Here is a 25294-nt window from a genome sequence, read left to right on the forward strand (position 1 = left end):
AATTGCTAAAATGTTGTGAAATTTGTGTAAATAAGTTTACATACTGTCTATCGGATGCGCATTCTTTTTCGGATATAATTAACTCATAGGACAGCTACCTCAAAATAGGAGGTTTCACTAGGGGAGTAACCAAAAATGTACTAACGTTGAAAAACTATATTGGTGGACAATAGATAGAATCCATATATAAATACTTAAACATGGACAAGACTTCGTATCTAAGTATTATCCAGCTAAGGAGGGTAAAAATGCCAGACATCGTGTTTCTTCATGGGGAAGTGATTACGGTAGATGAACAGGATCAAATATTGGAAGCGGTCGCAATAAAGGGAAACCGGATTATCGCTACTGGTACATCTGCGGAGATTGAGCGTCTTATCAGTTCGAAAACAACGGTGATTGACTTGAAAGGAAAAAGCTTGCTGCCGGGATTCATTGATTCTCATTTGCATCTTTCCGCATACGGCATTGACAAGTTGGGAGTAAGTTGTAAAGCTCCCCACATTCATTCGCTACAGGATATTTTTCAAGATTTACGAAAAAAAGTATCTGGGCTTCCAGCTGGAAAATGGGTGCGGGCTTGGGGTTTCAATGAAACTAAAATCGCGGAACAGCGGTATCCGACTCGAGAAGAATTAGATCAGATTTCAACAGAGCACCCGATTATCATTATACGCGCGTGTAATCACATCTCGATGGTAAATTCAAAAGCCTTAGAGATGTTTGGGATTCACAAGGATACACCCGATCCTAAAGGAGGGATGATTGGCCATAGTGCTGAGGGTGAGCTGACAGGGCGTTTAATTGAAACGGCCCATTTCCAAATAGCCAAGAAAGTAACCTATTCCCAAGAAGAAATAGCCCATGCCTTGGCACTTGCGTCTGCTGATTTTGTTTCGGCTGGAATTACTAGTATCCATGATGCTGGTTGCAATGACTCCGATGGTTTTCGAGCGATGTATCAAGCAGTTCAGAACAACTTGGTCAAAGTGCGCATTTATGCGATGGTTTGCGCAATGGACAATCCCGAATTATTTTTGGAAAGCATGATTAACTCTGGAATGGTGACAGGCATGGGGAATGACCGGTTTAAAATCGGACCGGCAAAGTTGTTTACGGATGGCAGTAGCAGTGGTCCGACCATTGCTACCCGTAAGCCGTATACAAGTAACCCAGAAGATTATGGCATTTTGTACTATACACAGGAAGAACTAAACCGAAGGTTGATAGAGGCGCATAAGAAAGGATTTCAGATTACAGCCCATGCGCAGGGAGATCGGGCAATTGAAATGGTATTGAATTGTATAGAGGCAGCCCTGAAGGAATATCCTCGTCCGGATACCCGACCGCGCATTGAACATGCAGGGATTTCAGAACCGGATCTGATTGAGCGAATGAAGCAACTTGGTGTCATCCCGATCCCCAATCCTGCTTTTTTCTACGAGTATGGCGAAGGCTACCTTCATAACTATGGAGTGAGGGTAAATCATATGTATCCATTACGAGACTTCTTTGACAACCACATCGTTGCAGCAGCCGGATCCGATAGTCCGGTGACCGATTATCGTCCACTGTTCGGTATTCAGGCAGCACTGAACCGACAGAGCAAACAGGGACAAACAATTGGAAGAAACCAAGCTATTTCTTTACTGGAGGCGATCCGAACCTATACGTGGAACGGGGCCTATGCGAGCTTTGATGAACAACATAAAGGGAGCATTGAAGTTGGAAAATTAGCCGATCTGGTGATTCTAGAAGGAAGCATTTTGCAAACGGATCCTGCCGATATCGCCGACATTCCTATCCACATGACAATCATTGATGGGGAGATCGTCTATCAAGATAAATAATGCCAAGGCAATTAAGCATTAGAATAAAAAATGGTCATCTTGTTCGATCCATAAGTGGTCGGACAAGGTAACCATTTTTTTCTGTCTCTGGTGAACCGAGTACTCTTATACTGTGCCCATCGAAAGCCTTTTCGGACAGTAAGTTATGTTGTATGATGGAAGATATATACCTTTCTGTTTTTAGTTGGGAGTTGGATTACTATCACTTTGCTAACAAGGGAAAGGTCCATAAGGTAATGATCCCAAAAGAGAAAGTGCTGCAAATAAAGGGATAAAAATTATTTGTCAGAGTGCGTAAGGTAAGTTGTTGAGATAGCATTTTTCATATATTTTTAATTTTAAGGAGTACTGGGCATGAGAGAGCGTATTATAAAAGCCTTTATTGAAGAGATTCATGATAAAGGCATGAAGTTCACAATGGATGATTTAGCAATACGCATTGGTGTAAACAAACGATACATTTATCAACATTTTTCTTCGAAAGTTGAAATTCTGGAGTTAATCATTGATCAAACATTATATGAATCAAATGCAAAAACAGAGCAAATTATGGCAGATACATCTTTAAGCCTTATTGAGAAAATCAGAGGGATTTGTACTGTAATGCCAACCTATTTTGAATTTTACGACTTCAAAATATTAGAACAAATGAAACGATATTATCCTGAACAATGGGCAAAAGTGAATGCTGCTTTGAGTGAGTGGGAAGCTCTGCGCTTATTAATCGAAGAAGGTATTCAACAAGGAGAGCTTATTGAAATTAATACATCTCTCGCCATAAAACTCATCATAGATGCGACAAACTCAATTTTTGATCAACGTTTTTATATGGAAAATAATATTACTTTACCAGAAGCTCTATCTTCCATTGTAGACGTAATATTGTTTGGTCTAGTCAAAAAGTAAATTAAATAATAATCGAACAAAAAAGGGAGGGAACATTTATTCTACTTGTTTTTTGTCTTTCAGCTATCCCATATGATGCAAGGTCGGAAAATGGTGTTGTGTCCCATAAACCACAAATATTTAGGTAAAGTATAGGAATGTGATGATTGGATTCCACTTCTCATTTAACATTATTTTAAATGGATCTTATGATTCATTTTATAATTCTTTTTCAAAAATGCTGGGCAATCCCATTCACAGACAAGGTCTTTAGCCAAGGTAACGACCCAGCCCTTTGTAATATGATATTTTTCCCCATCAACAGTAATAAACACTTCACCATCTGTCACATAGAAAACTTCCTGCTCTTCTACATGCCAAGTTCCTTTATTGGCTTCCCCTACCCATGATTCCCAAGTGTCGACACCTAATTGTTTCTCTTCTTCAGTTGTCAGTTTTTTCGCAAAAAACATGATCATCATCTCTCTTTCTGTCAGTAAATCGTGCGCTTACGCTAGTTTAGTTGAGTTCAAATTCTTAAATTCTTTCCTCATAAAATATATGGCAATGAGAATGCCAGGAATTTCTGAGGCAGGAAGTGAGTACCATACCCCCTCTACACCCCAAAATTTCGGGAAAATAAACATGAACGGGAATAGAAAAAACAACATTTTGCTAATATTAATAAACGTTGCGATCCAGTTTCTCTCTTGAGATTCAAAATAGCCAGCGATAAGCAACCCAACTGCATTAAGCATAAACAAAGAATTAAATACCATTGTCGTCCAAACGCCCAATTGATGCAATTCTGGGTTACCGCCAGCGAAAAAAGTCATTATTGGATCTGCAAAAATAAACAAGATGGCTGTCGTAATAAAAAAGAAGGAAACCGTAAAAATGAGTCCTATCTTGATAGACTGTTTTACACGATCAAAATTTCCTGCACCGTAGTTGTAACTAATGAGTGGCTGAAGCCCTGTCATTCCCCCAAGTGCTGCTAAAGCGAGTAGATTGGTAATGTAGCCATTTTGAATGGTGAAAGCAGCGACATGCAATCCTCCACCGTAGCTTTGCAGTAAGTTGTTGGTGAAAATAATGGCCAAAAACATCATGAACTGGCTCGAGAAAGAAGCAAATCCTGTCCAGGCCACTTCTCTCATCTTCTTTAGACTAATCATCATATCTTTCATTTTTGGCTTAAGCTTTGTTTTGCCGAACCAAAAATAAAAAATCAATAAAACAGGAATCGACTGTGCAATCGTATTGGCCCATGAGGATCCCATCATTCCCATGTTATACTTTGTGATCATAATCCATTCAGTAATCCCCGCAACACCTGCAGCTACTAGCCAACTGCTCATGGATAATATAGGTTTTTCATCAATGTTCGTTAAAATACTTAGTACAACAGCCAATATGGTTAAGGGCAAGGAAATCCACAATAAACGGCTGTATTGTACCGCGTACGGAAGCGATTCATTACTTGCTCCGAAAAAAATCATAATTTTATTCTCAAAAATTAATCCAAATACGGCGATCAAACTAGAGATGAACAGAGTAAACCACAAAGTTTGCCCCATAATGCTTCTAGCTTCTGCAATCATTCCTTTTCCGAGACGAAGGGAAATAACCGCTCCGGCTCCAATTCCAAAAAGAACCCCCAGCATTCGAGTAATAACCATGACCGTAAATCCAATTCCGATTCCTTCCAATTCCAATGCCTGAAATCCACTGACGAAATAGCCATCGACAACCGCTACAATTCCTAAAATCGCATTGGCCATAATGCCTGCTAAAGCAAATCTTAAATATAATAGGGGAATACTTTTAGTTCCCAGCATTGAATCAGATGCTGGTATATTCACCAATCCTTCTTGTTCTATATTCAGTGATTGACGGTTTCCTTCTATTCCCATGAGCCCATCCCCCTGTACATAATTTATCTAGCAAGTTAAGCCAAATTAATACGCATACCAACCCACAGGCTTGGCGTGCTGGTGGACATTGATTTGCTTTGTTTCCATGAAATGCTCCAGCCCAGTAGTACCTAATGCTCTGCCAATCCCGCTTTGCTTATACCCTCCCCAAGGGGCTTCCACATAAGCAAGATGATAACTATTAATCCAAGTTATACCTGCCCGCAATTTACGAATCACACGTTTAGCGCGGTCCATATCCTCAGTAAATACAGCGCCAGCTAATCCATAAATAGAATCATTCGCTTTTTGGATGGCATCTTCTTCATCTTTAAATTTCTGTACAACAAGGACTGGACCAAATATCTCTTCCTTCACAATACGCATATCCTTGTTTACATCTGCAAAAATTGTTGGTGCAATAAAATAACCTCGATCCAGTCCATTATCTGTTAGACGCTTACCACCGCACACTAATCTGGCACCCTCTTCGATTCCGCTCTTGATGTAAAGTAAAACTTCATTCATATGAGACTCGTTTGTAAGGGGTCCCATTTCAATGCTCTCACTTTCACCGTTGCCAACTGCAATCTTGCTTGCACGCTCAGCAAGTCTTTCAACAAACCTATCATAAATGTTCTCTTGTACCAATAAACGGGATGCAGCTGAACAAACTTGCCCGGCATTGTGGAAGATACCGAACATCGCATTGTCGACTGCTGTTTCAAAATCCACATCATCAAAGACAATTAGTGGAGATTTGCCGCCCAGTTCAAGTGTAATCTTTTTCATAGTACTCGCAGCTACACGCATAATGTTTTGACCTGTTGTTGTTCCGCCGGTAAAGGCAATCTTGTCAACATCATGGCTCTCGACTAGTTCATTTCCAACTTTTGATCCAGGCCCCAATACTAAATTAGCAACCCCGGCTGGCAGCCCGACTTCCTCCATAATTTCAAATAGTTTGAATACGCTTAAAGGAGTAAACTCAGCAGGCTTAATGACAATGGTATTCCCTGCAGCAAGGGCAGGAGCAATTTGCCAAACAGCTAACATAAGCGGGAAATTCCAAGGGACAATCAATCCGCAAACACCAATTGGTTCACGAATAATAATGGTTTCCGAAGAATCAGCACGGGTATAAGACTCCTTCTTCATGCATTTGATCAAGTCAGCATAATAGCGGAAACATTGAATCGACACAGGAATATCCACATAGGTGGTTGCACGAATAACCTTACCGTTATTGGCCGTTTCCAAGCGGGCAATTTCAGTGGCTTTCTCTTCAAGACGGTCTGCAATCTTATAGAGATAGTCAGCCCTTTCATCAGCCGATAAATCCGACCAAATCCCGCTGTCAAACGTCCTGCGAGCCGACTCAATTGCCATCTTTGCATCATTTGTCGATCCAACCGGAGACGTTGCAATAACCTCTCCGGTTGCAGGATTGATAATGTTTCTTCTGTCACCGGATAACGCTTCTACCCATTTCCCATCAATGAACATGTCAATTTTCATAAACAACTCTCCTTTATGCAATAATATCAAGTAATTTGAAACTAATATGTGCAAGATTTACCAGCATGGTTTTCTGATTATAGAACGGAAATGATTTGAGATGTTCCTTTTCAAATCGATATTCACCTGCACTTCCCGTAACGATCCATTGTGCCAATAAATTACCTAACAATGTTGAGAGAGAAGCACCGTGGCCCGTATAACCCGTTGCGAAATATGCGCCTTCTTTTGATCTGCCGATAACAGGGAACGTATCAATTGTAACCCCGATAAATCCACCCCAACGGAATTCAATCTTGCTTCCTGCTAGTTTTGGCATTATTTTAATCATGGCATCGTAAACACTTTGATAAACGGCATCACTTAAATTAGGACGAATATCGCCACCGCCAAATACGATGCGATGATCTGGGGTACGTCTGAAATAGTAGAGGAAATTGCTTGTATCAAAAACCATGCGATCTCTAGGGATGACAGCATTCAACAGTGATTCTGGAAGCTGTTCAGTCGCAATTATTCGTGCCGAAATTGGCAGTACGCCTTTGTTCAGTTCATCCATGATTTTTCCGGAGTAACCATCTGTCGCCACAATTATGTCTTTTGCCGTAACAACACCTTTTTCTGTTACAACCTTCACACTGTTTCGACCGTACTCAATAGATAATGCTTTGGAAAGCTCAAAGATTTTTGCTCCGATCGATCTAGCTGCTTCTCCCAAACCAATCGCATAGTTAAGAGGATGGAACGAGTAACTAGAGTTGTCGACTAAGCAGCCATGATATAGTGGAGAATCGATCTCTTGATGCAATTGGCTTCGATCAAGGACACTTGATTTGTATCCAAAATTTTTGTTTAAGTAATCGCTTTCACGTTTCAGTCCTTCAAAATGTTTGGCTTTGTAAGCCGCGACAATGTGACCTGTGTTTCTAAAGGCACAATTGATTTGATGCTCATCAATAATGTTTTTAACCAGTTCAATACTGAGCAGGGAGAGGTTATTAAGCTGTCTCGCCTCGTCAACACCATATTTTTTAGAAAGTTCTTGCATCGTTGGCTTATAGCCCGGCAATACCATTCCGCCGTTACGACCACTGGCGCCATATCCAATTGTTTCTTGCTCAAGTACAATGACACTCCTTCCTAATTTTTGTAAATGATAAGCAGAAGAAAGCCCTGTGAAACCTGCGCCAATAATGACAACATCCGCCTCTTCATTTCCTTCAAGAGACTTTCGTTTTTCATAGCTGTTTGCAGTCGCTGTCCATAGAGAGAGAGTATCCATTCGATCCATCTTATCCATTCCTTCTTTCTGTTTTATTTAAAGAACGTTTTAGGGGGATACCGAATACATGGGTGTATAAAAATTGCTACCACTTGATTTTCAGAAAATCTTCTGTCTGAAATTAAGCGGTAAAACTAAGGTAACTAAATTTGTTATACCAGTTACATTCTAATTATACTTAATATTCCGAATTATTCAATATTTTTTCGCAAGATATTTTTCAACTGCATGTAAATCTAAATCAAAGTTCGCACAAGGTTGCCAAGAGTCAAAGGATGTCCGTTCTAGAAGTTGCAGCATTTGAATGCAAGGAGTAAAGACGGCTGGAACTTAAAAGAATTTATTGAATTAAAATTCTAAATTTGAAGATGAGATTGATGAGGATTAAACAAAACCTTCCAATAATAGCTAAAAATCCTATTCGTTCTTCAATTAAATGACGCACGCTTTAATTGAAAAGGACTATAGAGATGATCAACTTGTTTATAAAAGATTGATCTGATTGAATAAAGAAAGAGCGTGTNNACACGCTCTTTCTTTATTAGGTTATTAGAATCAATTTGATCAAACATTATTCTGAAGCAATATCAGTGATGGATTGGTTGATGAGGTTTGTTAAGGTTTCAACTCCTTTTGGCAACAAATGGACACCGTCTGCTGTAAAATATTCAGGATGGTCAATAGCTTTAGAATGCCAATCAACCAATTTAACATTCTCATACTCTTGAGATTTTTTATATAATGCATGATTAACTTTTCCTTCCCAAGAGCGCGGTACACGTGTATTGACTAAATAAATATGAGCCTGAGAGAAAGCGCTGAGTAATGAGTCTATTTGATCATTAGTAAAATAACCATTTGTCCCCAGTTGAATGATGACAGCTTTACTCGGTTGATTAAAATCTGCATAACCAGGCGCTAATTTGATAGCTTGTGAAACTTGCCTTCCAATTCTTGCATCAATCGTTATATCAGGAAATATATTTTGCAAGCTTGGAGCAATATCTATCATAACAGAATCTCCAATGGCTAGTATTCCCGTATAAGGTTGAGTGTGAGCCGCATCTTTTTTTCCGTTTTGGGTTGTTTCTTTGTTCTGTTCGTTTCCTAATGTAAAATCTTCTCTATGATCTGGATCGGAGGGATTTTTCTCGGATGCAGTGCTTTCCTGATTTGTATCAGTATCTTTACTGCCGGAAAATACTTCACCATTTATTTTTACATTAGCTGGATATGACTCCATTGCATCCTTATGTTCTTCACCTTTTACCACACCCGTGATTCCGGTAATAAACACCAGAAGGACTAAAGGGATGAGCGTCGTTAATATTTTTCTGCCAAACGAAAAGTCTTTCCACTTTATCCTATTGATGGTAAAGTACCTAAGAAAAAATGAACGGAATCCATGTCTTCGAATCGGCATTTCAACAATACGATAAGACAGTTCCGCAATGATGAATATAAAGGCAAGTTGCAAACAGACACGCCAGTATGTATGATTTCCTATTTCATAAACGGGAGTGCTTATCATAATCACTGGGTAATGCCATAGGTAGATTCCGTAAGATCTTGTACCTATCCAGCGTAGAGGTTTCCAGGAGAGTAATTTCCCTAAAAAGCTTGCGGGATGACAAACACAAGCAATCAAGATCGCAGCATTCGTACAAATCAGTAACATGCCTCCTCTGTACAAAAAGGTCTGATATTCATCTACAAACAATACGCAAAAAATGAAGATGGCCAATGAAATGATACTTGTTATATTCAGTGTTTTGCGCAGCTTGACAGATAGCTTTTTGGATGAGAGTCTCTTCATTGGCCAAACAAGAGCCAACCAACTGCCAATTAACAGTTCAAATGAACGGGTATCGGTCCCATAGTAAACACGACTGGGATCTGCCCCAGGTTCATAGAGCAGACCCATTAATAGGGCAGAACAGATTGCCCCGCTAAAGACATAAATCGCAAACTTGCTTTGCTTATTAAATATGTTTAGACCAATTGCCAACACAATCGGCCAAATGATATAAAATTGCTCTTCTATTGCTAATGACCATAAATTCTTCAATGGTGAAGGGGAGCCAAAACTATCAAAATATGAAACTTTATGAAAGATAAACCACCAATTGCTTACATAAAAAATAGAAGATATTGCATCTCCTCTTACTGTATGAAGAAGTTCTCTGTTAAATAACGTCACCCAAACGATAGTTGCCAAAATCATGACATAGGCTGCCGGAAGTAGACGCTGTATCCGACCAATCCAAAAATCACGCAAATTAATTGTAAATCGCTGTCCTTGTGCCGGCAACATGATCGAGGTGATTAAGTATCCTGATAAAACAAAAAAGATATTTACTCCGAGGAACCCTCCTCTAGCCCAACTGAAATTAAAATGGTAAGCAATGACAAATAGTACTGCTAAAGCTCTAAGTCCATCCAATCCATGGATATAACGATGATTTTGTGTTTTGCTTAACATAAATTATTCCTCCAAATCTGTTCTGCTCCTCATATGTCACAGGACATTCCTATTTAAGGAGAGGAGCAAAAAATCATTCCCTAAAGAGACGTGATTACCCCCTCATTTAGTTTCATAAAAAAGATAAAAAAATAATAACTTAGATTATTTTTTTGGAGGGAAATTTTATTGCAAAATAGTTTGATAAAAAGAAAGAATAGGGCAACTAATGGTTAAACCCATAATTTAATGGTTTAAGGTGGACCGAATTTTGGGATATGCGAATGAAACTTTTTAATAATGTTTCTTCGTCTAGACTTCGAACAACTTTTAAAAATAAAATGTATTTTTGCAAAAAGGGGCTCTTTCAACTTATGGAGAAAAAAGATGTGAATGAATTATTCATCACTTGTATGAATGATCATAAAGAAGATTTTTATCGTTTAGCGTTCAGTTATGTAAAAAATCAAGAGGATGCTTTGGATATTATCCAGGAATCAATAAAAAAAGCACTTATCTCAATCAAAGCGATTCAAAAATCTGAATCGATCAAAAGTTGGTTTTATAAAATTGTCGTTCGTACATCAATCGATTTTTTAAGAAAGCAAAAGAAAATCACTCTTGTGGATGAACAAACGATTGACTTTTTAAGTCATGGAAAAGAAGATGCATACAATGACATTGATCTTAACAATGCTTTAGAAGAATTGCCCATTCATTACAAAACCGTTATTATTCTGCGCTTTTTTGAAGATTTAAAATTGGAGGAAATCGCAGAAATTATAGATGAAAATATTAATACAGTGAAAACACGGCTTTACAGAGGATTAAAATTATTACGCATTATCATTGCTGAGGAGGAGTTATAAAATGGATAAAAAATTGGAAGCTTTAAGAATAGAATATAAAAATACACCTATCCCTGATAATTTGGATTTTATCGTGAAAAAAGCTCTCCAGCAAAAAAAGAAAAGAAATGTGAACAACATGAAGCGGTTTATTGGAATCGGAGCAGCAGCGCTGATATTCATAACTGGGATAAATGCGAGTCCAAGCCTTGCAAATGCCTTATCAGAAGTGCCATTTGTTGGCCCGCTTATCAAGGCGTTGACTTTTACAGAATTTAAAGTAGATAAGGGAACGACTAAAATGGAAATAAAAGTACCTGCCATTACAAACATGAAAAATAAAACATTAGAATCCACCTTGAACGAAAAGTACCTGGCAGAAAGTAAAGAACTGTACAATGATTTCATGGCAGAAATAGAGGAAGTTAAGAAAATGGGCGGAGGTCATTTGGGTGTAGAAAGCGGTTATGATGTCAAAACCGACAATGATCAAATTCTTGCTGTGGGCAGGTATGTTGTTAGCACCACGAATTCTTACTCAGAATATAAGTTTGATACGATCGACAAGAAAAATGAACTTTTGATTACCTTACCTAGTCTATTTAAAGATGATAGCTATATGGACCTGATAAACGAAAATATTAAGGAACAGATGAAGCATCAAATGGATAGTGATCCTGACAAGTTTTATTGGTTGGATAATGAAATGGGCTTTAAAACCATTGCCAAAGACCAAAGTTTTTATATTAACGATAAAGGAAAACTAGTTATCGTGTTTAATAAATACGAAGTCGCGCCTGGGTATATGGGTGTTTGTGAATTTACCATTCCGACCGATGTAATTGCCAATGCATTAGCCAGTAAAGAATATATTAAATAGCAAAACCGACAGATGCCTTTCTGCGTCAGATTAATGGTGCTGTTAAAAAAATGGCTGAATCCACAAAAGAACTTAACGAAACGGTTTTGTGACGATTCCAAAGTCTACAAAAGAACATCGAATCATTGAAAATGCAAATGAATTTGCTTTTGAATTATCAAAAAAATATATGAAACATATTGATGATTTAAATCAAAATCACCGAGTAGGTCCAGATCCTGATAATTATGATTTCTAATCAACCTATGTTTAACCTTTAAACAATAAACGAGCAAGTGATAGTATTTTAATAGAGAAAGTACCCTTTTAAAGGTGACTTTCTCTATGGGTAAGGAGAATCGTAGTATGATTTCTTCCAAAAGCATTTATTCTTACATTTTAAATTTGAAGGATTATAGTATGACGGTAATAAAATAATTTTTACAAGGAATGTTCCTGAAATGTCTAGTTTCGAAGTTAGGTTTTTTGATGATTTACAAGCTTTTATTAATCAGCTACAAGAATATTTATTAATAAGTAAGTCATCCAGTAATTCTTCAAAACCCTTTAGTTATTAAAAGAAGTTTTGGATTTGATAAGCATTTTAATGATTTTTTTGCAGAGAACAAAAGAACAGTCGTATTTCTGAATAGGACCTTCTTATTTAGCAAACGGGTGAGTTGATCCAGCAGGATTGACCCTCTTTTTATTGAAACTATTGATTTAATGGTCAGGTTTATTAAACAAAGAAAGTGACATAATTGTGAGTTTTTGTTATACGAGATCTAAGTCCCCAAGAGCAGTTACGTTCTACCCTGGCTACTGATATAATAAGACCATATAAAAAATGGTCAACCAGAAATATTTAGCATTCCGGCTAACCTTATAATACGAACGAAGTAGGTTAGAAAAGAAGGAAAAGTGCTGGAGGGATTAAATTGAATAGCAATATTTTAAATTGTATTACCAATATACAAGAAAAGGTTAAATTTTCTGGAAGTATTCTCGTTAAGGAAAATAACAAAATATTAACAGAGATAAGCTACGGTTTTGCTAACCGTTCTGAGCAAATAAAAAATAGTCCCTATACAAGATATGGCATTGCTTCTGGTTGCAAACTTTTTACTTCAATTGCAATCTGTCAACTTGTAGAAGGTGGGAAACTTTCTTTTGAAACGAAATTAGAAGATTGCCTAAATGTTCGTTTCCCTAATTTTGATAAAGATATTACCATTCATCATCTTTTAACACATACAGCAGGAATACCTGATTACTTTGATGAAGAAGTTATGGATAATTTTGAGGAATTGTGGGTTAAGAACCCGATGTATTTGATGAGAAACTTAGAAGATTTTTTACCCTTATTTCAGAACCAACCAATGAAATTAAAAGTAGGAGAAAGATTTCATTACAACAATGCTGGATATATTTTACTTGGTCTGATTGTAGAGCAAGCAAGTCAACACAAATTCACCGAATATATAGAAGAAAACATCTTTAAAAAAGCGGATATGTCCAGCTCAGGTTATTTCGAATTTGATTCTCTCCCCAAACATACAGCATGTGGTTACATTGATTTACCAAATGGTAAGTGGAAAACCAATATTTTTTCATTACCAGTAAAAGGTGGTTCAGATGGAGGAGCATTTATAACTGTCAACGATATGGTAAATTTATGGGATTCACTTCAAAATAACCAACTTCTAACTGAAGAATTTACAAATAAATTACTTACCCCATATGTTAGAACAAATGACAAAAATAGTTTCTACGGTTATGGAGTATGGATTGAAAAAAATGATGATGAGGTTTTCAAATATCATGTGATGGGTTATGACCCTGGTGTAAGTTTCCATTCAGCATATTATCCCAAAACTTCAATTAAATCCGTAATTTGTTCTAACAAATCTGATGGAGCATACGATGTTATGAAAGAAATTGAGGATGAAATAGTAAAACAGTCCTTTTGAGTTTGTGAACTATTACACTTAAACTAAAGGGGCAGCATTCCTGTAAAGAAGAAAAATGAGGTTTGAACATAATAAAGCCCCTTTTTCGGTATCCTTTTATTTTCAAAATACATATTCTAGCTTTAATTGTTTCATAGGTTGGCTTAAAAAATTATGGATCAAAACAAAATGGAAAAAGTTATCGCAAGGATGGAGCCTACAGGTCATTATTGGCCAAACTTAGCTCATATTCTGAAGGGAAATGAGATTAAGTTTATGAGTATTCAGACCTAAGCTTAACATTAAAGAATGATAAAAAAAGAAATTTTCCGTATAAAAGCCAAAGAATAAAAGGTAATTTGGAAATGCTCTTAAATCTACTTAATAGATATATATGATTGGATTCGATTGATAAGATGAATTTATATTAATATTTCACTTCTTTATAATCAAATTGAACCTATTAACAATTTGATAATATAAGGTATTTGAAAAAATGGGAGTAGAAGAATGTATGAAAGCAAAGAAAGATTTCTTCAAAGTCCTTATTTCTTTTTTTGCTTTAATCTTTGTATTTTTCTTATTAAGGCACGAAGGATTAGAAGATTCCATTTATGAATCAATAAAATACTTAAAGGATGGCGATGTAGAAGAGTTCAGGGATTATTTACTAACCTTTGGACCTTTTGCGGCGGTTGTCTCTGGATTACTAATGGTTTTTCAATCGATCATCGCACCCCTTCCTGCATTTGTCATCACGTTTGCAAATGGTCTACTGTTCGGTTGGGGGCTGGGGGCCATTCTTTCATGGAGCAGTGCCATGCTTGGCGCCATTCTTTGTTTTTACTTGGCAAAATGGATGGGAAGACCCGTTGTTGAGAAAATAGTGACGAAAAAGGCTTTGCAATGGTGGGATGTCTTCTTTGCTAAATATGGGAAACAAGCTGTTTTTATAGCAAGGATTGTCCCCATTGTTTCATTTGATTTAGTAAGCTACGCTGCAGGCTTAACCTCTATCTCATTTTGGCCATTTTTCTGGGCCACCGGATTAGGGCAATTGCCTGCGACAATCCTTTATTCTTATCTTGGTCAAAGTGCTACCAGTACTGTGAAAATTATATTCTTCCTGTTTACCATTGCCATCGCACTGGCGGTAATTGGGATAATTCTCCGTCCGAAGTGGAAGGAATGGGGAAATAGAAAGCAAGGCGTTAAAGGTTGATGAAAGCTAATAAAGAGAAAAAAAGAAGTTCGTATATTTCAATGTCCATACGGATCATTGGAAGTACAAGTTTACTATTCTGGCTTATTCATTTGATTGAATGGAATCGTATTTTGGAAGTGGGTAAAAATGCTTCTCCAATCTATTTAATTAGTGCTTTCATAGCAATCCAATTAACGGTATTTTCAAGCGTTTGGAAATGGAAAATGATTGTTCACTCTTCATTAAATGAAACAGAGAGAGGAAATGCCTCAGTTATGAAATTGGGGTGTTTCTATTATATTGGATTATTTTTTAATAATTTTTTACCTGGCAGTGTTGGTGGAGATGTTATTCGAGTTTTCTATTTAGGGAGAATAACAGGAATTCCAATTGCCACTGCCTCGGTTGCATTTGAGCGTTTGACAAGTGGTTTCGCTCTCATAGTCATTTCAATCATTTCAGTGTTATCCATTAGAATCGCTAGACCATTCCTATATTCCATTCTGCTTGTAATAGGAATAATAATGTTTCTGCTTCTTATCGTTGGTTTGTTCATGAAAAAAGGAAATTTTAGAATAGCTGATACGAACACCAAGATTGGTGGATTGTTAGAAAAAGTCTGGAATGGTCTTTCGAAAATAATCTCCGTTGCCAAGGATTACCGGAAACAAAATTTTAAATGGTGGATTTTGATTATCATGCTTTCCTTAGCTTTTCAGGCGGGGCTTGCATGGATTAATCAATTATTATTCTTATCATTAAACATACATTTACCTTGGATGCATCTCCTTATGGCCATAACGTTAATTTCTGTTATTACCATGCTGCCTGTTAGTGTGAATGGGATCGGTGTTCGTGAGGGCTGCTATGTTTTTTTCTTTACAGGGCTAGGGGTCCCAGATGAAATAGCGGTATCTGTATCATTACTATTTTTATTCCTTGTAACATTAACAAGTGTAATCGGTGGAGTATTTTGGATTTTGGGGAGGGGGAAACAAAATGAAGCTGTCCGGGAATCGATTCATTGAATCCCTTGTTAGCCAAAAGGCAAAATATATGGTCCAATCCATCAATGGGGAAATCCCATTCACTCCTTTTTTAAAGCCGGCAAACGATGCTGTTTTTGCCCTCATTTCTACTGCGGGAGTGCATTTAAAGGCAGATCCTGAATTTGATGTAGAAGCTGGTGATTCAACTGTTCGATTTATTCCTTCAAATTGTGAAGAGAACGAATTAATGATCAGCCATACTCATTTTGATCGAAGTGATGCCGATCAGGATATAAATTGTGTTTTTCCGCTTTTTCGTCTAAAGGAATTGGCAGATGAAGGTGTAATCGGCGGAGTCGCTAATACACATTATGGCTTAATGGGTTATATTCCTAACACAACCCCTCTAATGGAAGAAACTGTCCCGTTCATTCTTAAACGATTAAGAGAAGAACAGGTTGATGCGGTTATTTTAAATCCCGGCTGATATATATGCCATCAATCCGTGGGATTGATTCAATATGCAATCGAACAATCAGGGATCCCTACGATTTCCATCTCTCATTTGGCAGAATTAACGCGAAAAGTACGGGTATCAAGGTCTCTGCATTTACGTTTTCCTATGGGGCGAAGCTTTGGAAAAGCAAATAACACGGGTATGCAAAAACAAATACTAAAAGATGCTATCCATTATTTAGCTGAAATAGATAAGCCGGAAACGATGGTTAAACTTCCTTATAAATGGAAACGGAGAATGGAGTCATGAAGGTCGAACACTTTATAAAAATGCAGAAAATCCTTTGGCATTCCCGATGGATTTTACTGCTGATCACAATGTTCTATAATATTTATTGTTTTAGCGTTTCATTTCATATGTCTTCTTTTCTCATTGTTCATGGATTTGTTTTTTCAATGTATTGTTTCCTTGGAATGTGGGAGGAATATTTTAGATGCAAATCAACTTGCGAGTGTGGCAACAGAAAGGGTCAATTATGAATAGAAAAAAGTTAATGATTACGATTTTATCAATCTTCCTTTTAATTTTGTCTGGATGTACAGAAAAAAACAATTCGGAGGCAAATAAGGAATCTACCCAAACTTTAGGGAGCAATTGGGGAGATATCGTTGCAAAGGCAAAAGGTACTAAGGTTAATTTCTTTATGTGGGGCGGCGACGAGGGAATCAATCGGTACATCGATGAATGGGTTGCTCCTAAATTGAAGAAACAATATGATATTGAACTTAAGCGCTACCCCATGGATGCAAGGGAATTTATTAATAAATTGATGGCCGAAAAAAAAGCAGGGAAAAAATCAGGACAAATGGACGTATTGTGGGTCAATGGTGAAAATTTTAAAACCGCCAAAGAGAATGAGTTGTTATTAGGACCATTTACGAGTAAACTGCCAAACTTTAATCAATATGTCGATGTGAAAAGCAGCGATATCGCTAATGATTTTGGTTATCCGACCGAGGGCTACGAAGCACCTTGGGGCAAGGTCCAATTTGTCTTTGCTTATGACTCAAGTAAAATGGCGAATCCTCCCAAATCGATTGAAGAATTAAAAGAATGGGTGAAACAACATCCGGGTAAATTTACTTATCCGGCTCCACCTGATTTTACAGGAAGCGCTTTTGTCCGACAGGTTTTACATGAAACGAGCAAAAACTATGACGCCTATTTGAATCCATATGATGAATCCCTTATAAAAGGGGAAGCTAATCAAATTTGGAATGTATTAAATGAGATGGAGCCTAATTTATGGAATAAGGGAAAGTCATACCCACAATCCCTGGCTCAATTAGAACAATTATATAAGAATGGTGAAGTGTGGATGACTATGGGGTATGACGAAGCAAATGCCTCCAATTTAATCAAGAGCGGGGAGTTCCCTGATACGACTAAGACCTTTGTCCTTGACAAGGGAACCCTGTCTAACACTCATTTTCTTGCTGTTCCTTATAATGCCCCAAATTCAAATGGAGCTATGGTATTAATTAATTTCCTTCTTTCTCCCTCTGCTCAATTAAAGAAAATGGATTTGGAGTATTGGGGAGAAAATATGTCACTGGATGTTGAACGGTTATCATTGAAGGATCAAGCCAAGATGAATGCGATTGATCGTGGACCAGCGACCTTATCACAGGATACATTATCGAAACATCGTGTACCGGAAATAGGGGCAGAATATGTTCAATGGCTGGAACGAGGATGGATTGACAATGTGGCAAATCACTAAAATGATACAAAAGGTGAATAAATCTAAAAGGCTGTTGGGAGTAATCCCGGCCTTTTTGTTTATTTTATTCTTTTTTATCGGAGGAACGGTGCAGGCTATCCTTATGAGCATTGGAATGCTGCGAGGAGCGTTAATTCTCCCTCAAGGGGAACGTTTTGCCGTATATAAGGAGTTAATAAATGAAAGATTTTTTCATTCAGTCGGAGTTACGGTTGGAATGGCTGCTGTCGTTGCCATATTATCTGGTGTTTTAGGTTTGCTTGCTGCCATATATCTGGCGGAAAAATCCTACAAGTGGAAATGGACACAACTTATTTTTCATCTTCCAATCGGAATCCCACACTTATTAGCTGCTTATATGTTTATGCAGGTTTTTATGCAAAGTGGTTGGATTTCAAGACTATTATTCCATTTAGGCTTGATTGATTCAATGGAGAGATTCCCTATGCTTATACACGATGAATGGGGAGTTGGAGTGATTCTAGCCTATTTGTGGAAAGAAATTCCCTTTATGATTCTGCTCATCTATCCTTTTATTGTAAAGCTTATTTCAGAATGGAGGGATCAAGCAGGTTTATTGGGTGCTACATTTCCACAGCAGGTCCGATGGATCTTCATCCCACTTTTGGTCCCTCTTTGGGTAGGGGGAATGTGGGTGGTTTTTGCTTTTGTCTTAGCTGGCTATGAAATACCGGCTCTACTGGCACGCACCGCTTTTGGTTCAATCCCTGTCATAGCATGGCAGGAATATACAGAATTTGGCTTGGACCGCCAGCCGATTGCCATTGCCATGAATGTGATTCTGGCGGTTATTTCACTCATAGTTGGCTTTCTGTTAATTTATTTTCAAATGAAATGGTATAAACAAGGGAGAAGATTATGGTAAAAAGAAAAACGCAACAAAGCATGCTGATGATTCTGCTTGCATTATTTTTCATAATTCCGTTTATTCCATTATTGATTTGGAGTTTCACGAAACAATGGCCTTGGCCACACGTTTTTCCAGAAAAATGGAGTCTGGGGACTTGGAAGTATGTACTTTCCGCTTCCGGGAGTGCAAAAGAGGGGGGAATCAATAGTTTGATTGTTGCTTTTCTTACCCTTTTCGGAAATCTGGTGTTGGGGATTCCTGCTGCAAGGGTACTTGCACAGAATGAATTTATTGGAAAAAAGCTGGTGTTTATTTTCATTCTCACACCACTTTTCATCCCCTTTACTGTTTCTATTTTTGGTTTGCATCAAATGGCATTACAGGCTGATTTTTTAAATGAGTATATAAAGGTTTCAATCGCTCATATTTTAGTAACCATGCCGTATTTCATTGCTGCCGTATGGTATCAATTTCGCTTAATGGGAACGAAACTTCAAGAGGCTGCCAAAAGTCTTGGTGCGAGTGAATGGCTTATTATTCGAAGGATCGAAATGCCATTACTTTTACCTTCTATTTATATGGGCAGTTTAATGGTAATCATTATTTCCTTTAGTCAATACTTGCCTACATGGATTATGAGTGGCGGGACATTACTGACGTTGCCCTTGGTTATTTTTCCTTATGCCGACAGCGGGAATTCATCTATTGTATCTGCCTATAGTATCGTTTTCTTTATCCCTATTTTAATCCTATTGATTGTTTATTCGATTCTTATTTATTTAAATAAAAGAAGATTCGTAAAAGGAAAGGAGGGAGAACATGCTTCTGAAGGATATCAGTATTAAACACCAAAAAACGGATGTCATTCAGTCTATTGATCTATCCATTGATCCCGGTGAGGTTTTTGTATTGATGGGACCTTCTGGAAGTGGAAAATCAACGCTGTTAAAAGGCATAGCGGGGTTATTGCCATTATCCTCCGGACTCATCACTTGGGAAAAAGACAAAGGAACAGTGGGTCTGGTATTCCAAGAACCAAGACTGTTTCCTCACCTGACCGTTTTAGAGAATATCACATTTGGATTGCGTACGAAGAGGATTCCTGTAAAGGAGAGAAGGGCAAAAGGAAAACAATTTTTAAAAATTTTACGATTGGAGAATTTAGAGAATCATTACCCCCATCAGTTGTCAGGGGGGCAACAGCAGCGAGTTTCTTTGGGGCGCTCCCTTATGTTAAAACCTAATCTGCTTTTGTTGGATGAACCGTTTTCCTCATTGGATACCACTCTTCGATTAGAGTTAATGGACTGGTTATTGCAACTTCAAAAGGAACTTGGTTTCTCCGTGATCTGGGTAACGCATTATTTGGATGAAGCTTTCTCTGTTGCAGATCGAATTGGAATTCTTATGGCTGGAAAGCTTCTGCAGGTTGCAGCGCCAGAAGTACTTTTTCAAAGCCCTGCTTCTGAAAGGGTAGCTTCCTTCCTATCATTGCCAAACCGTTTTCCAAGGGAACAATGGCAAAAATGGTTTCAAATAGATGGAAAGACCTCTGAAATAAACGATATGGGATGGATTCCCGCTACTAAATTGCAGATTGTGGATGAAGCGGCACCTAATTTGGAAAAAGACAAAGTTGCTTATATTTCCGGAGAAGTGGTAAGAAAGATACCCGGAAAAGATGGTTATTCTCTATTCCTTCAATCAGGAGAGGTTATTTTAGAGGTAATCATTGCGGGATGGGAAAATGTCCCGAACCTGCACTCAATAGTCAAAGTCAGGGTTGCTTTTGATCAAATTCATTGGTATTCAAAATAAAGAAAAGGAGTGGGGGAATTGCTTGATACCCATGGGCGTGCTGCAGTACAGCCATTTATTTCAAAAACTTCACATTACCTGTTAAGAATAGGATTAAAAGCTACACACATTACCATCCTTGCATTCTTAATTGGGATAATGGCAAGTGTTCTTATTTATCTTGAACATCCCATCATTGGTGTTGTTGTTCTTTGGATTTCAGGGTTTTTAGATGCGGTTGATGGCAGTATGGCAAGAATCAGTAAAACTTCCTCATCATGGGGAACAGTGTTGGATGTATCATTTGACCGGGTAGTAGAAGGTGGAATATTAATCGCGCTAGCCCTCCATCATCAAGACCCAAAAATACTATTCTTATTTTTACTATTGGCTCTTTCAATCGTATTTACAATGACTGTCTTTTTGACGGTGGGGGCTGTTTCACAAAAGGAAAGCTATAAATCTTTTTATTATCAGCCTGGATTGGCTGAAAGAACAGAAGGGTTTATCTTATTTTCTTTAATGGTGCTGTTTCAATCAAATTTAACATTTTGGACAATTATTTTCTTAATTGTAGAATTAGTAACAGGTCTCCAAAGATTGCTGGAAGCACGCAGAATTTTGAAATAAACGAATGATGTATTGTAAAAATCTATACATATTAAGCGATTCTATCGATACATTGAATTTATTTAGAAGAATCAGTTACCTATAATGGTAATGTGTTTAATTATCTTTAGGGGGCTATTCATAATGGGTTTTAAAAAAGTACTGCCATTTGTCATTCTATTGTTAAGCAGCTTTATCTTATTAGCTGCATGTTCTAATACAAAAGAAACAAGTAAACCAGCGGACGCAGCAAACAAAGAAACAAAAGTTGAAGCTAAAGCCATTAGTGCAAAAGAAGTGAAAGAGAAACTTAGTAACGAGGATTGGGTAATTGTTGATACTCGTTCAAATGATGCCTTTAATGGTTGGGCAATAGATGGTGTTAAAAGAGGAGGCCATGTTAAAGGGGCTGTCGATTTTTCTGCAAATTGGTTAAAGGTTGAAAAGAAAAATAAAGAAAAACTGCTAAAAGGACTTTTAAAAAATAAAGGAATCACATCAGACAAAAACGTGATTCTTTATGATGCTAACGGGAAAGATGCTAGTGAAGTTGCTAAATACCTCAAAAATGAAGGATTCCAACATCTTTATTCTTTTGATGTAAAAGAATGGGCAGCAGATGAAAGCTTTCCAATGGAAAGCTTTGCAAATTACCAAATGGTCGTTCCGGCAAGCTGGGTCAAGGATATGATTAATAACAAAAATGAGGGTAAACCTTATAAAATTTTTGAAGTTAGCTGGGGCGATGAGGCCAAGGACTATAAAGCAAGTCATATTCAAGGTGCTGTACATATTAATACGGATGAAGTGGAAGAGGGTCCGGTTTGGAATCGTCTGAAAGATAAAGAGCTTGAAAAGTTCGCCTTAAAAAACGGGATAACAACAGACACTACTGTTGTCTTATACGGATCTGATCCAATGCCTGCTTATCGTGTTGCGGTCATTCTTAAATATATGGGTGTTAAGGATGTTCGTGTGCTAAATGGAGGATATGCGGCATGGACTACCGCAGGCTACGAAGCAGAAACAAAGGTAAATGCAAAAAAATCTGTAACTTCTTTCGGTGCGACTGTGCCGGCGAATCCGAATTACATTATTGATTTACCGGAGGCAAAACAAATTCTCGCTAATAAAAATAAGGGTACTCTTGTTGATATTAGAAGCTGGGATGAATTTATTGGAAAAACATCAGGATATGATTATATTAAACCAAAAGGGCGTCCAGCCGGGGCTGTTTGGGGACATGCCGGTTCAGACTCTAGTAATCTGGAAGATTACAGAAGCTTGGATAATACAATGCGCAATGGTAATGAAATAGTAGCAATGTGGAAAAAAGATGGAATAAATCCTGATCATAAGCTTGCCTTCTATTGCGGAACGGGATGGAGAGCTGCAGAAGTATTATTCTATGCTGATGTAATGGGATTGAAAGATATTACGTTATATGATGGTGGTTGGAATGAATGGAGCATGGATCCTTCCAATCCGATTGAAACAGGAGAACCGAAATAAATCATTACCTGCAAGGAGGGAAATCAATGAGGAATAACAAATGGGCATTTTTATTTACCTGTATTTTTTCTATCATTCAATATTCAGGTATCCTCCTTGCTGTCATTCTTGAATATCTTTCAACGAGAAAAATGGGTGTTGCCCGATATTTGCTATATAAAAAACAAGAATTTGATACGACCTACTTTACTGATACATCCATACATGTTTTATATATTTTATTTTTTGTCGGTGCAATTGTCTGCGTGCTCTTTCTAATAAGAGGAAAAAGGAAGATCCCTTTCATTATTGCTGTGCTAGCCAATTTGTTAGGTGTCGTTTTCCTTCAGTTAAAATCACAGCTGTATGCCTATCATTTTTTTCTGATTGGTATGATCGTTGTTGTAGTACTTCAATATTTTTTTATTCTTTTAAAGAAAATAAAGAAGTAGAGATAGCCTGTTTCTTTAAAAATCCCTTCTATGTGTGAGTAAGACATGGAAGGGATTTTTTTCTCAATGATAGTTTGCATGTATTAAGTATTTTTTCGGTCCCTGTTGAAACTTTCTGCGGAAGGTGGGATTCAAAGTAAAAGTAAAATTTATCCATTAAAAAAAGGTTGCTCAGCTGGCAACCTTTTTTCATTATACTATTTTTTTATGATCGTCCGTATCTAATTATTCATTAAGATAACTATGTTTCTGTGAATAACTAATATACACAAATGTCCCAATGGTAATCCAAATCAAGAAGCAAATCCACGTGATCGACGGCAAGCTCAAGGATAAATAGATACATAAAAGAGCACTGATGATCGGAAAAACTGGTACAAATGGCACCCGGAAGGACGCTTTTAAATCTGGCTGTTTTTTGCGTAAAACGATAACAGCAAGTGAAATTAGGGTGAATGCAGCCAGTGTTCCCATATTAACTAGATGTGCCAGGGTTGTTAAGTCGACAAATCCGGCAATTCCTGCTGCAATAAATCCAGTCATCCAAGTGTTTTTAAACGGTGTTTGGAATTTCGGGTGGACCTTGGCAAACACTTTTGGCAATAAACCATCGCGGCTCATGGCATAGGTTAAACGGATTTGCGAATACAATAAAGCCAGCAAAACGGTAGTAATCCCGACAATGGCTCCCACAGAAATGATCCCGGCGATACTATCTTGTCCAACAAATTTAAGCGCAAATGAAACCGGGTCTCCAACATTCAACTTTGTATATGGAACCATTCCTGTCAACACTAATGAAACAACAACATACAAAAGCGTACAAATTGCCAGTGATGCCACAATCCCAATCGGCATATTGCGTTGCGGATTCTTTACTTCTTCCGAGGCATTGGCAATAACATCGAAGCCGATGTAAGCAAAGAAAACTGTAGCGGCACTTGTCACTACTCCACTGAAGCCGTACGGCATAAAAGGAGTCCAGTTGTCAGGCTTCACATATTTAATTCCTGCAAAAACAAACAACAAAACAATCGCAATTTTTATTAGAACAATAATATTGTTAAAACGAGTACTTTCTTTTACACCCTTACTGACAAGGGCAGTAATTAACAAAATAATAATGATAGCGGGCAGGTTCACTACGCCGCCTTGACCGCTGCCCGGGGCTGACGCAAGAATCTTTGGAATATGAAGATCGAATCCGGCAATTAGTGATTGAAAATAAGCGGACCAGCCTGTTGCTACAGCAGCTAAGGCAATGACATACTCCAGCATTAAGTCCCAGCCAATTAAAAAGGCGACTAGTTCTCCCAACGTTGCGTATGAGTAAGTATAAACACTTCCTGATACCGGTATGGAAGAAGAAAATTCAGCATAACAGAAAGCAGCCAATGCACAGGCAACACCTGCAAGTATAAAAGATAGAATAATAGCAGGACCTGCACTTTGTGCGGCGATAACTCCTGTTATAACGAAAATTCCGGTTCCTATGATACAGCCTATCCCAAGCAGAATTAAGTCCATTAAGCCAAGCACACGTTTAAGATCTTTATTTTGGCTTTGGGCCATTAAATCGGCAATAGGTTTTCTTCTAAATATCTTGTTCATTTTGTCCTCCAGTTTCTGTGATGAATCTACATTTTGAAATAAAGAATGTTACTTTTTTCACATAGTAGCCAGCCTTATTTGGTGAATTTTCCGACTATTTAAATGTTAGTTTTATTCCGAAAGTGATTATAGCATGTTGGAATAAATTAAAAAAGGGGAAAATTCATGTTTTCAGAGTAAAAAAAAAATTTCCAGTCACATTAAGTCAAATATCGATTATTTGTATACAAATATATACAATAATGAAATAATTTGTATTTTAAAATAGGTTTTTTTACAATGAGAGAAAGCGATTTAAAAGGGCATTTAATAGAAGGACTCCATCACGGCGGCCCACTCAACCGAAAAGATCTGTGGTTTTTCTTTTTATAAAATGAAACAAGGCCTTTACCAGAACAATCCTATTTAACATTTATTAAAATTAACCGATAATAATAGTAAATACCTTGGGGACAGACCCAA

General features: G+C 37.6%; 21 protein-coding genes and 1 pseudogene. 16 read left to right on the forward strand and 6 right to left on the reverse strand.

Translation table 11 applies throughout. The features are described from left to right. Positions 1 to 248 precede the first annotated feature (248 nt). Together V7083_RS06075 and V7083_RS06080 are read left to right on the forward strand one after the other, a co-directional pair. The gene (locus V7083_RS06075; RefSeq protein ID WP_335476421.1) at positions 249 to 1850 is read left to right on the forward strand and encodes an amidohydrolase; all 1602 of its coding nucleotides are present in this window, start codon (positions 249 to 251) and stop codon (positions 1848 to 1850) included. Between the two features lie 354 nt (positions 1851 to 2204). Beyond that, positions 2205 to 2756: a TetR/AcrR family transcriptional regulator gene (locus V7083_RS06080; protein WP_335476423.1), complete on the forward strand. Its 552-nt coding sequence runs from the start codon at positions 2205 to 2207 to the stop codon at positions 2754 to 2756. Between the two features lie 170 nt (positions 2757 to 2926). On the opposite strand, the gene V7083_RS06085 is transcribed toward V7083_RS06080, so the two are convergent. The 5 genes from V7083_RS06085 to V7083_RS06105 form a co-directional block, all read right to left on the reverse strand. Continuing rightward, on the reverse strand, positions 2927 to 3208 hold the full coding sequence (locus V7083_RS06085; protein WP_335476425.1) for a cupin domain-containing protein: 282 nt from the start codon (positions 3206 to 3208) through the stop codon (positions 2927 to 2929). Positions 3209 to 3244: 36 nt separating this feature from the next. Next, positions 3245 to 4651: an MATE family efflux transporter gene (locus tag V7083_RS06090; RefSeq protein WP_335476427.1), complete on the reverse strand. Its 1407-nt coding sequence runs from the start codon at positions 4649 to 4651 to the stop codon at positions 3245 to 3247. A 45-nt stretch (positions 4652 to 4696) separates the two neighbouring features. Beyond that, entirely contained in the window at positions 4697 to 6169 is a 1473-nt protein-coding gene (locus V7083_RS06095; protein WP_335476429.1) for an aldehyde dehydrogenase family protein, read from the reverse strand. 13 nt (positions 6170 to 6182) lie between these two features. Beyond that, on the reverse strand, positions 6183 to 7469 hold the full coding sequence (locus V7083_RS06100; RefSeq protein ID WP_335476431.1) for an NAD(P)/FAD-dependent oxidoreductase: 1287 nt from the start codon (positions 7467 to 7469) through the stop codon (positions 6183 to 6185). 553 nt (positions 7470 to 8022) lie between these two features. Then, entirely contained in the window at positions 8023 to 9933 is a 1911-nt protein-coding gene (locus tag V7083_RS06105) for an acyltransferase family protein (RefSeq protein ID WP_335476433.1), read from the reverse strand. Positions 9934 to 10286: 353 nt separating this feature from the next. Here V7083_RS06105 and V7083_RS06110 point away from each other — a divergent pair, with 353 nt between their 5' ends. From V7083_RS06110 to V7083_RS06175, 14 genes and pseudogenes are all read left to right on the forward strand, one after another. Continuing rightward, entirely contained in the window at positions 10287 to 10781 is a 495-nt protein-coding gene (locus tag V7083_RS06110) for an RNA polymerase sigma factor (RefSeq protein ID WP_335476435.1), read from the forward strand. A gap of 1 nt (position 10782) precedes the next feature. Further along, the gene (locus V7083_RS06115; protein ID WP_335476437.1) at positions 10783 to 11640 is read left to right on the forward strand and encodes an RsiV family protein; all 858 of its coding nucleotides are present in this window, start codon (positions 10783 to 10785) and stop codon (positions 11638 to 11640) included. A gap of 76 nt (positions 11641 to 11716) precedes the next feature. Then, positions 11717 to 11878 (forward strand): annotated as a pseudogene (locus V7083_RS06120) (aldo/keto reductase); the annotation flags it as partial. A gap of 679 nt (positions 11879 to 12557) precedes the next feature. After that, the gene (locus V7083_RS06125) at positions 12558 to 13589 is read left to right on the forward strand and encodes a serine hydrolase domain-containing protein (protein ID WP_335476439.1); all 1032 of its coding nucleotides are present in this window, start codon (positions 12558 to 12560) and stop codon (positions 13587 to 13589) included. A 493-nt stretch (positions 13590 to 14082) separates the two neighbouring features. Continuing rightward, a complete protein-coding gene (locus tag V7083_RS06130) occupies positions 14083 to 14790 on the forward strand; it encodes a TVP38/TMEM64 family protein (protein WP_335476441.1) in 708 nt (235 codons plus the stop codon). Further along, the gene (locus V7083_RS06135) at positions 14790 to 15800 is read left to right on the forward strand and encodes a lysylphosphatidylglycerol synthase transmembrane domain-containing protein (RefSeq protein WP_335476442.1); all 1011 of its coding nucleotides are present in this window, start codon (positions 14790 to 14792) and stop codon (positions 15798 to 15800) included. Before V7083_RS06130 ends, V7083_RS06135 begins: the two co-directional genes overlap by 1 nt. Further along, the gene (locus tag V7083_RS06140) at positions 15772 to 16527 is read left to right on the forward strand and encodes a glycine/sarcosine/betaine reductase selenoprotein B family protein (RefSeq protein WP_335476444.1); all 756 of its coding nucleotides are present in this window, start codon (positions 15772 to 15774) and stop codon (positions 16525 to 16527) included. The genes V7083_RS06135 and V7083_RS06140 overlap by 29 nt, the downstream gene beginning before the upstream one ends. A 184-nt stretch (positions 16528 to 16711) precedes the next feature. After that, positions 16712 to 18001 (forward strand): ABC transporter substrate-binding protein, encoded by a 1290-nt coding sequence (locus V7083_RS06145; protein WP_335476446.1) that lies wholly within the window; start codon positions 16712 to 16714, stop codon positions 17999 to 18001. Next, the gene (locus tag V7083_RS06150) at positions 17985 to 18887 is read left to right on the forward strand and encodes an ABC transporter permease (RefSeq protein WP_335476448.1); all 903 of its coding nucleotides are present in this window, start codon (positions 17985 to 17987) and stop codon (positions 18885 to 18887) included. The genes V7083_RS06145 and V7083_RS06150 overlap by 17 nt, the downstream gene beginning before the upstream one ends. Next, positions 18881 to 19717, forward strand: coding sequence for an ABC transporter permease (locus tag V7083_RS06155; protein ID WP_335476450.1), 837 nt, complete (start codon positions 18881 to 18883; stop codon positions 19715 to 19717). Before V7083_RS06150 ends, V7083_RS06155 begins: the two co-directional genes overlap by 7 nt. Beyond that, positions 19692 to 20690 carry an ABC transporter ATP-binding protein gene (locus tag V7083_RS06160; protein ID WP_335476452.1) on the forward strand — a complete coding sequence of 333 codons (999 nt, stop codon included), beginning with the start codon at positions 19692 to 19694 and terminating at the stop codon, positions 20688 to 20690. Before V7083_RS06155 ends, V7083_RS06160 begins: the two co-directional genes overlap by 26 nt. 18 nt (positions 20691 to 20708) lie before the next feature. Continuing rightward, complete coding sequence (locus tag V7083_RS06165; protein ID WP_335476454.1) at positions 20709 to 21299, forward strand: CDP-alcohol phosphatidyltransferase family protein; 591 nt, start codon at positions 20709 to 20711, stop codon at positions 21297 to 21299. A 123-nt stretch (positions 21300 to 21422) separates the two neighbouring features. Continuing rightward, the gene (locus V7083_RS06170) at positions 21423 to 22790 is read left to right on the forward strand and encodes a rhodanese-like domain-containing protein (RefSeq protein WP_335476456.1); all 1368 of its coding nucleotides are present in this window, start codon (positions 21423 to 21425) and stop codon (positions 22788 to 22790) included. A gap of 26 nt (positions 22791 to 22816) precedes the next feature. Continuing rightward, the gene (locus V7083_RS06175; RefSeq protein WP_335476458.1) at positions 22817 to 23221 is read left to right on the forward strand and encodes a hypothetical protein; all 405 of its coding nucleotides are present in this window, start codon (positions 22817 to 22819) and stop codon (positions 23219 to 23221) included. A gap of 225 nt (positions 23222 to 23446) precedes the next feature. Here the strand turns inward: V7083_RS06175 and V7083_RS06180 are convergent, their stop codons facing one another. Next, positions 23447 to 24832, reverse strand: coding sequence for an amino acid permease (locus tag V7083_RS06180; RefSeq protein WP_335476460.1), 1386 nt, complete (start codon positions 24830 to 24832; stop codon positions 23447 to 23449). Between the last annotated feature and the right edge of the window lie 462 nt (positions 24833 to 25294).

The sequence above is a fragment of the Bacillus sp. JJ1764 genome (assembly GCF_036962145.1).
Classification (GTDB): domain Bacteria; phylum Bacillota; class Bacilli; order Bacillales; family Cytobacillaceae; genus Neobacillus.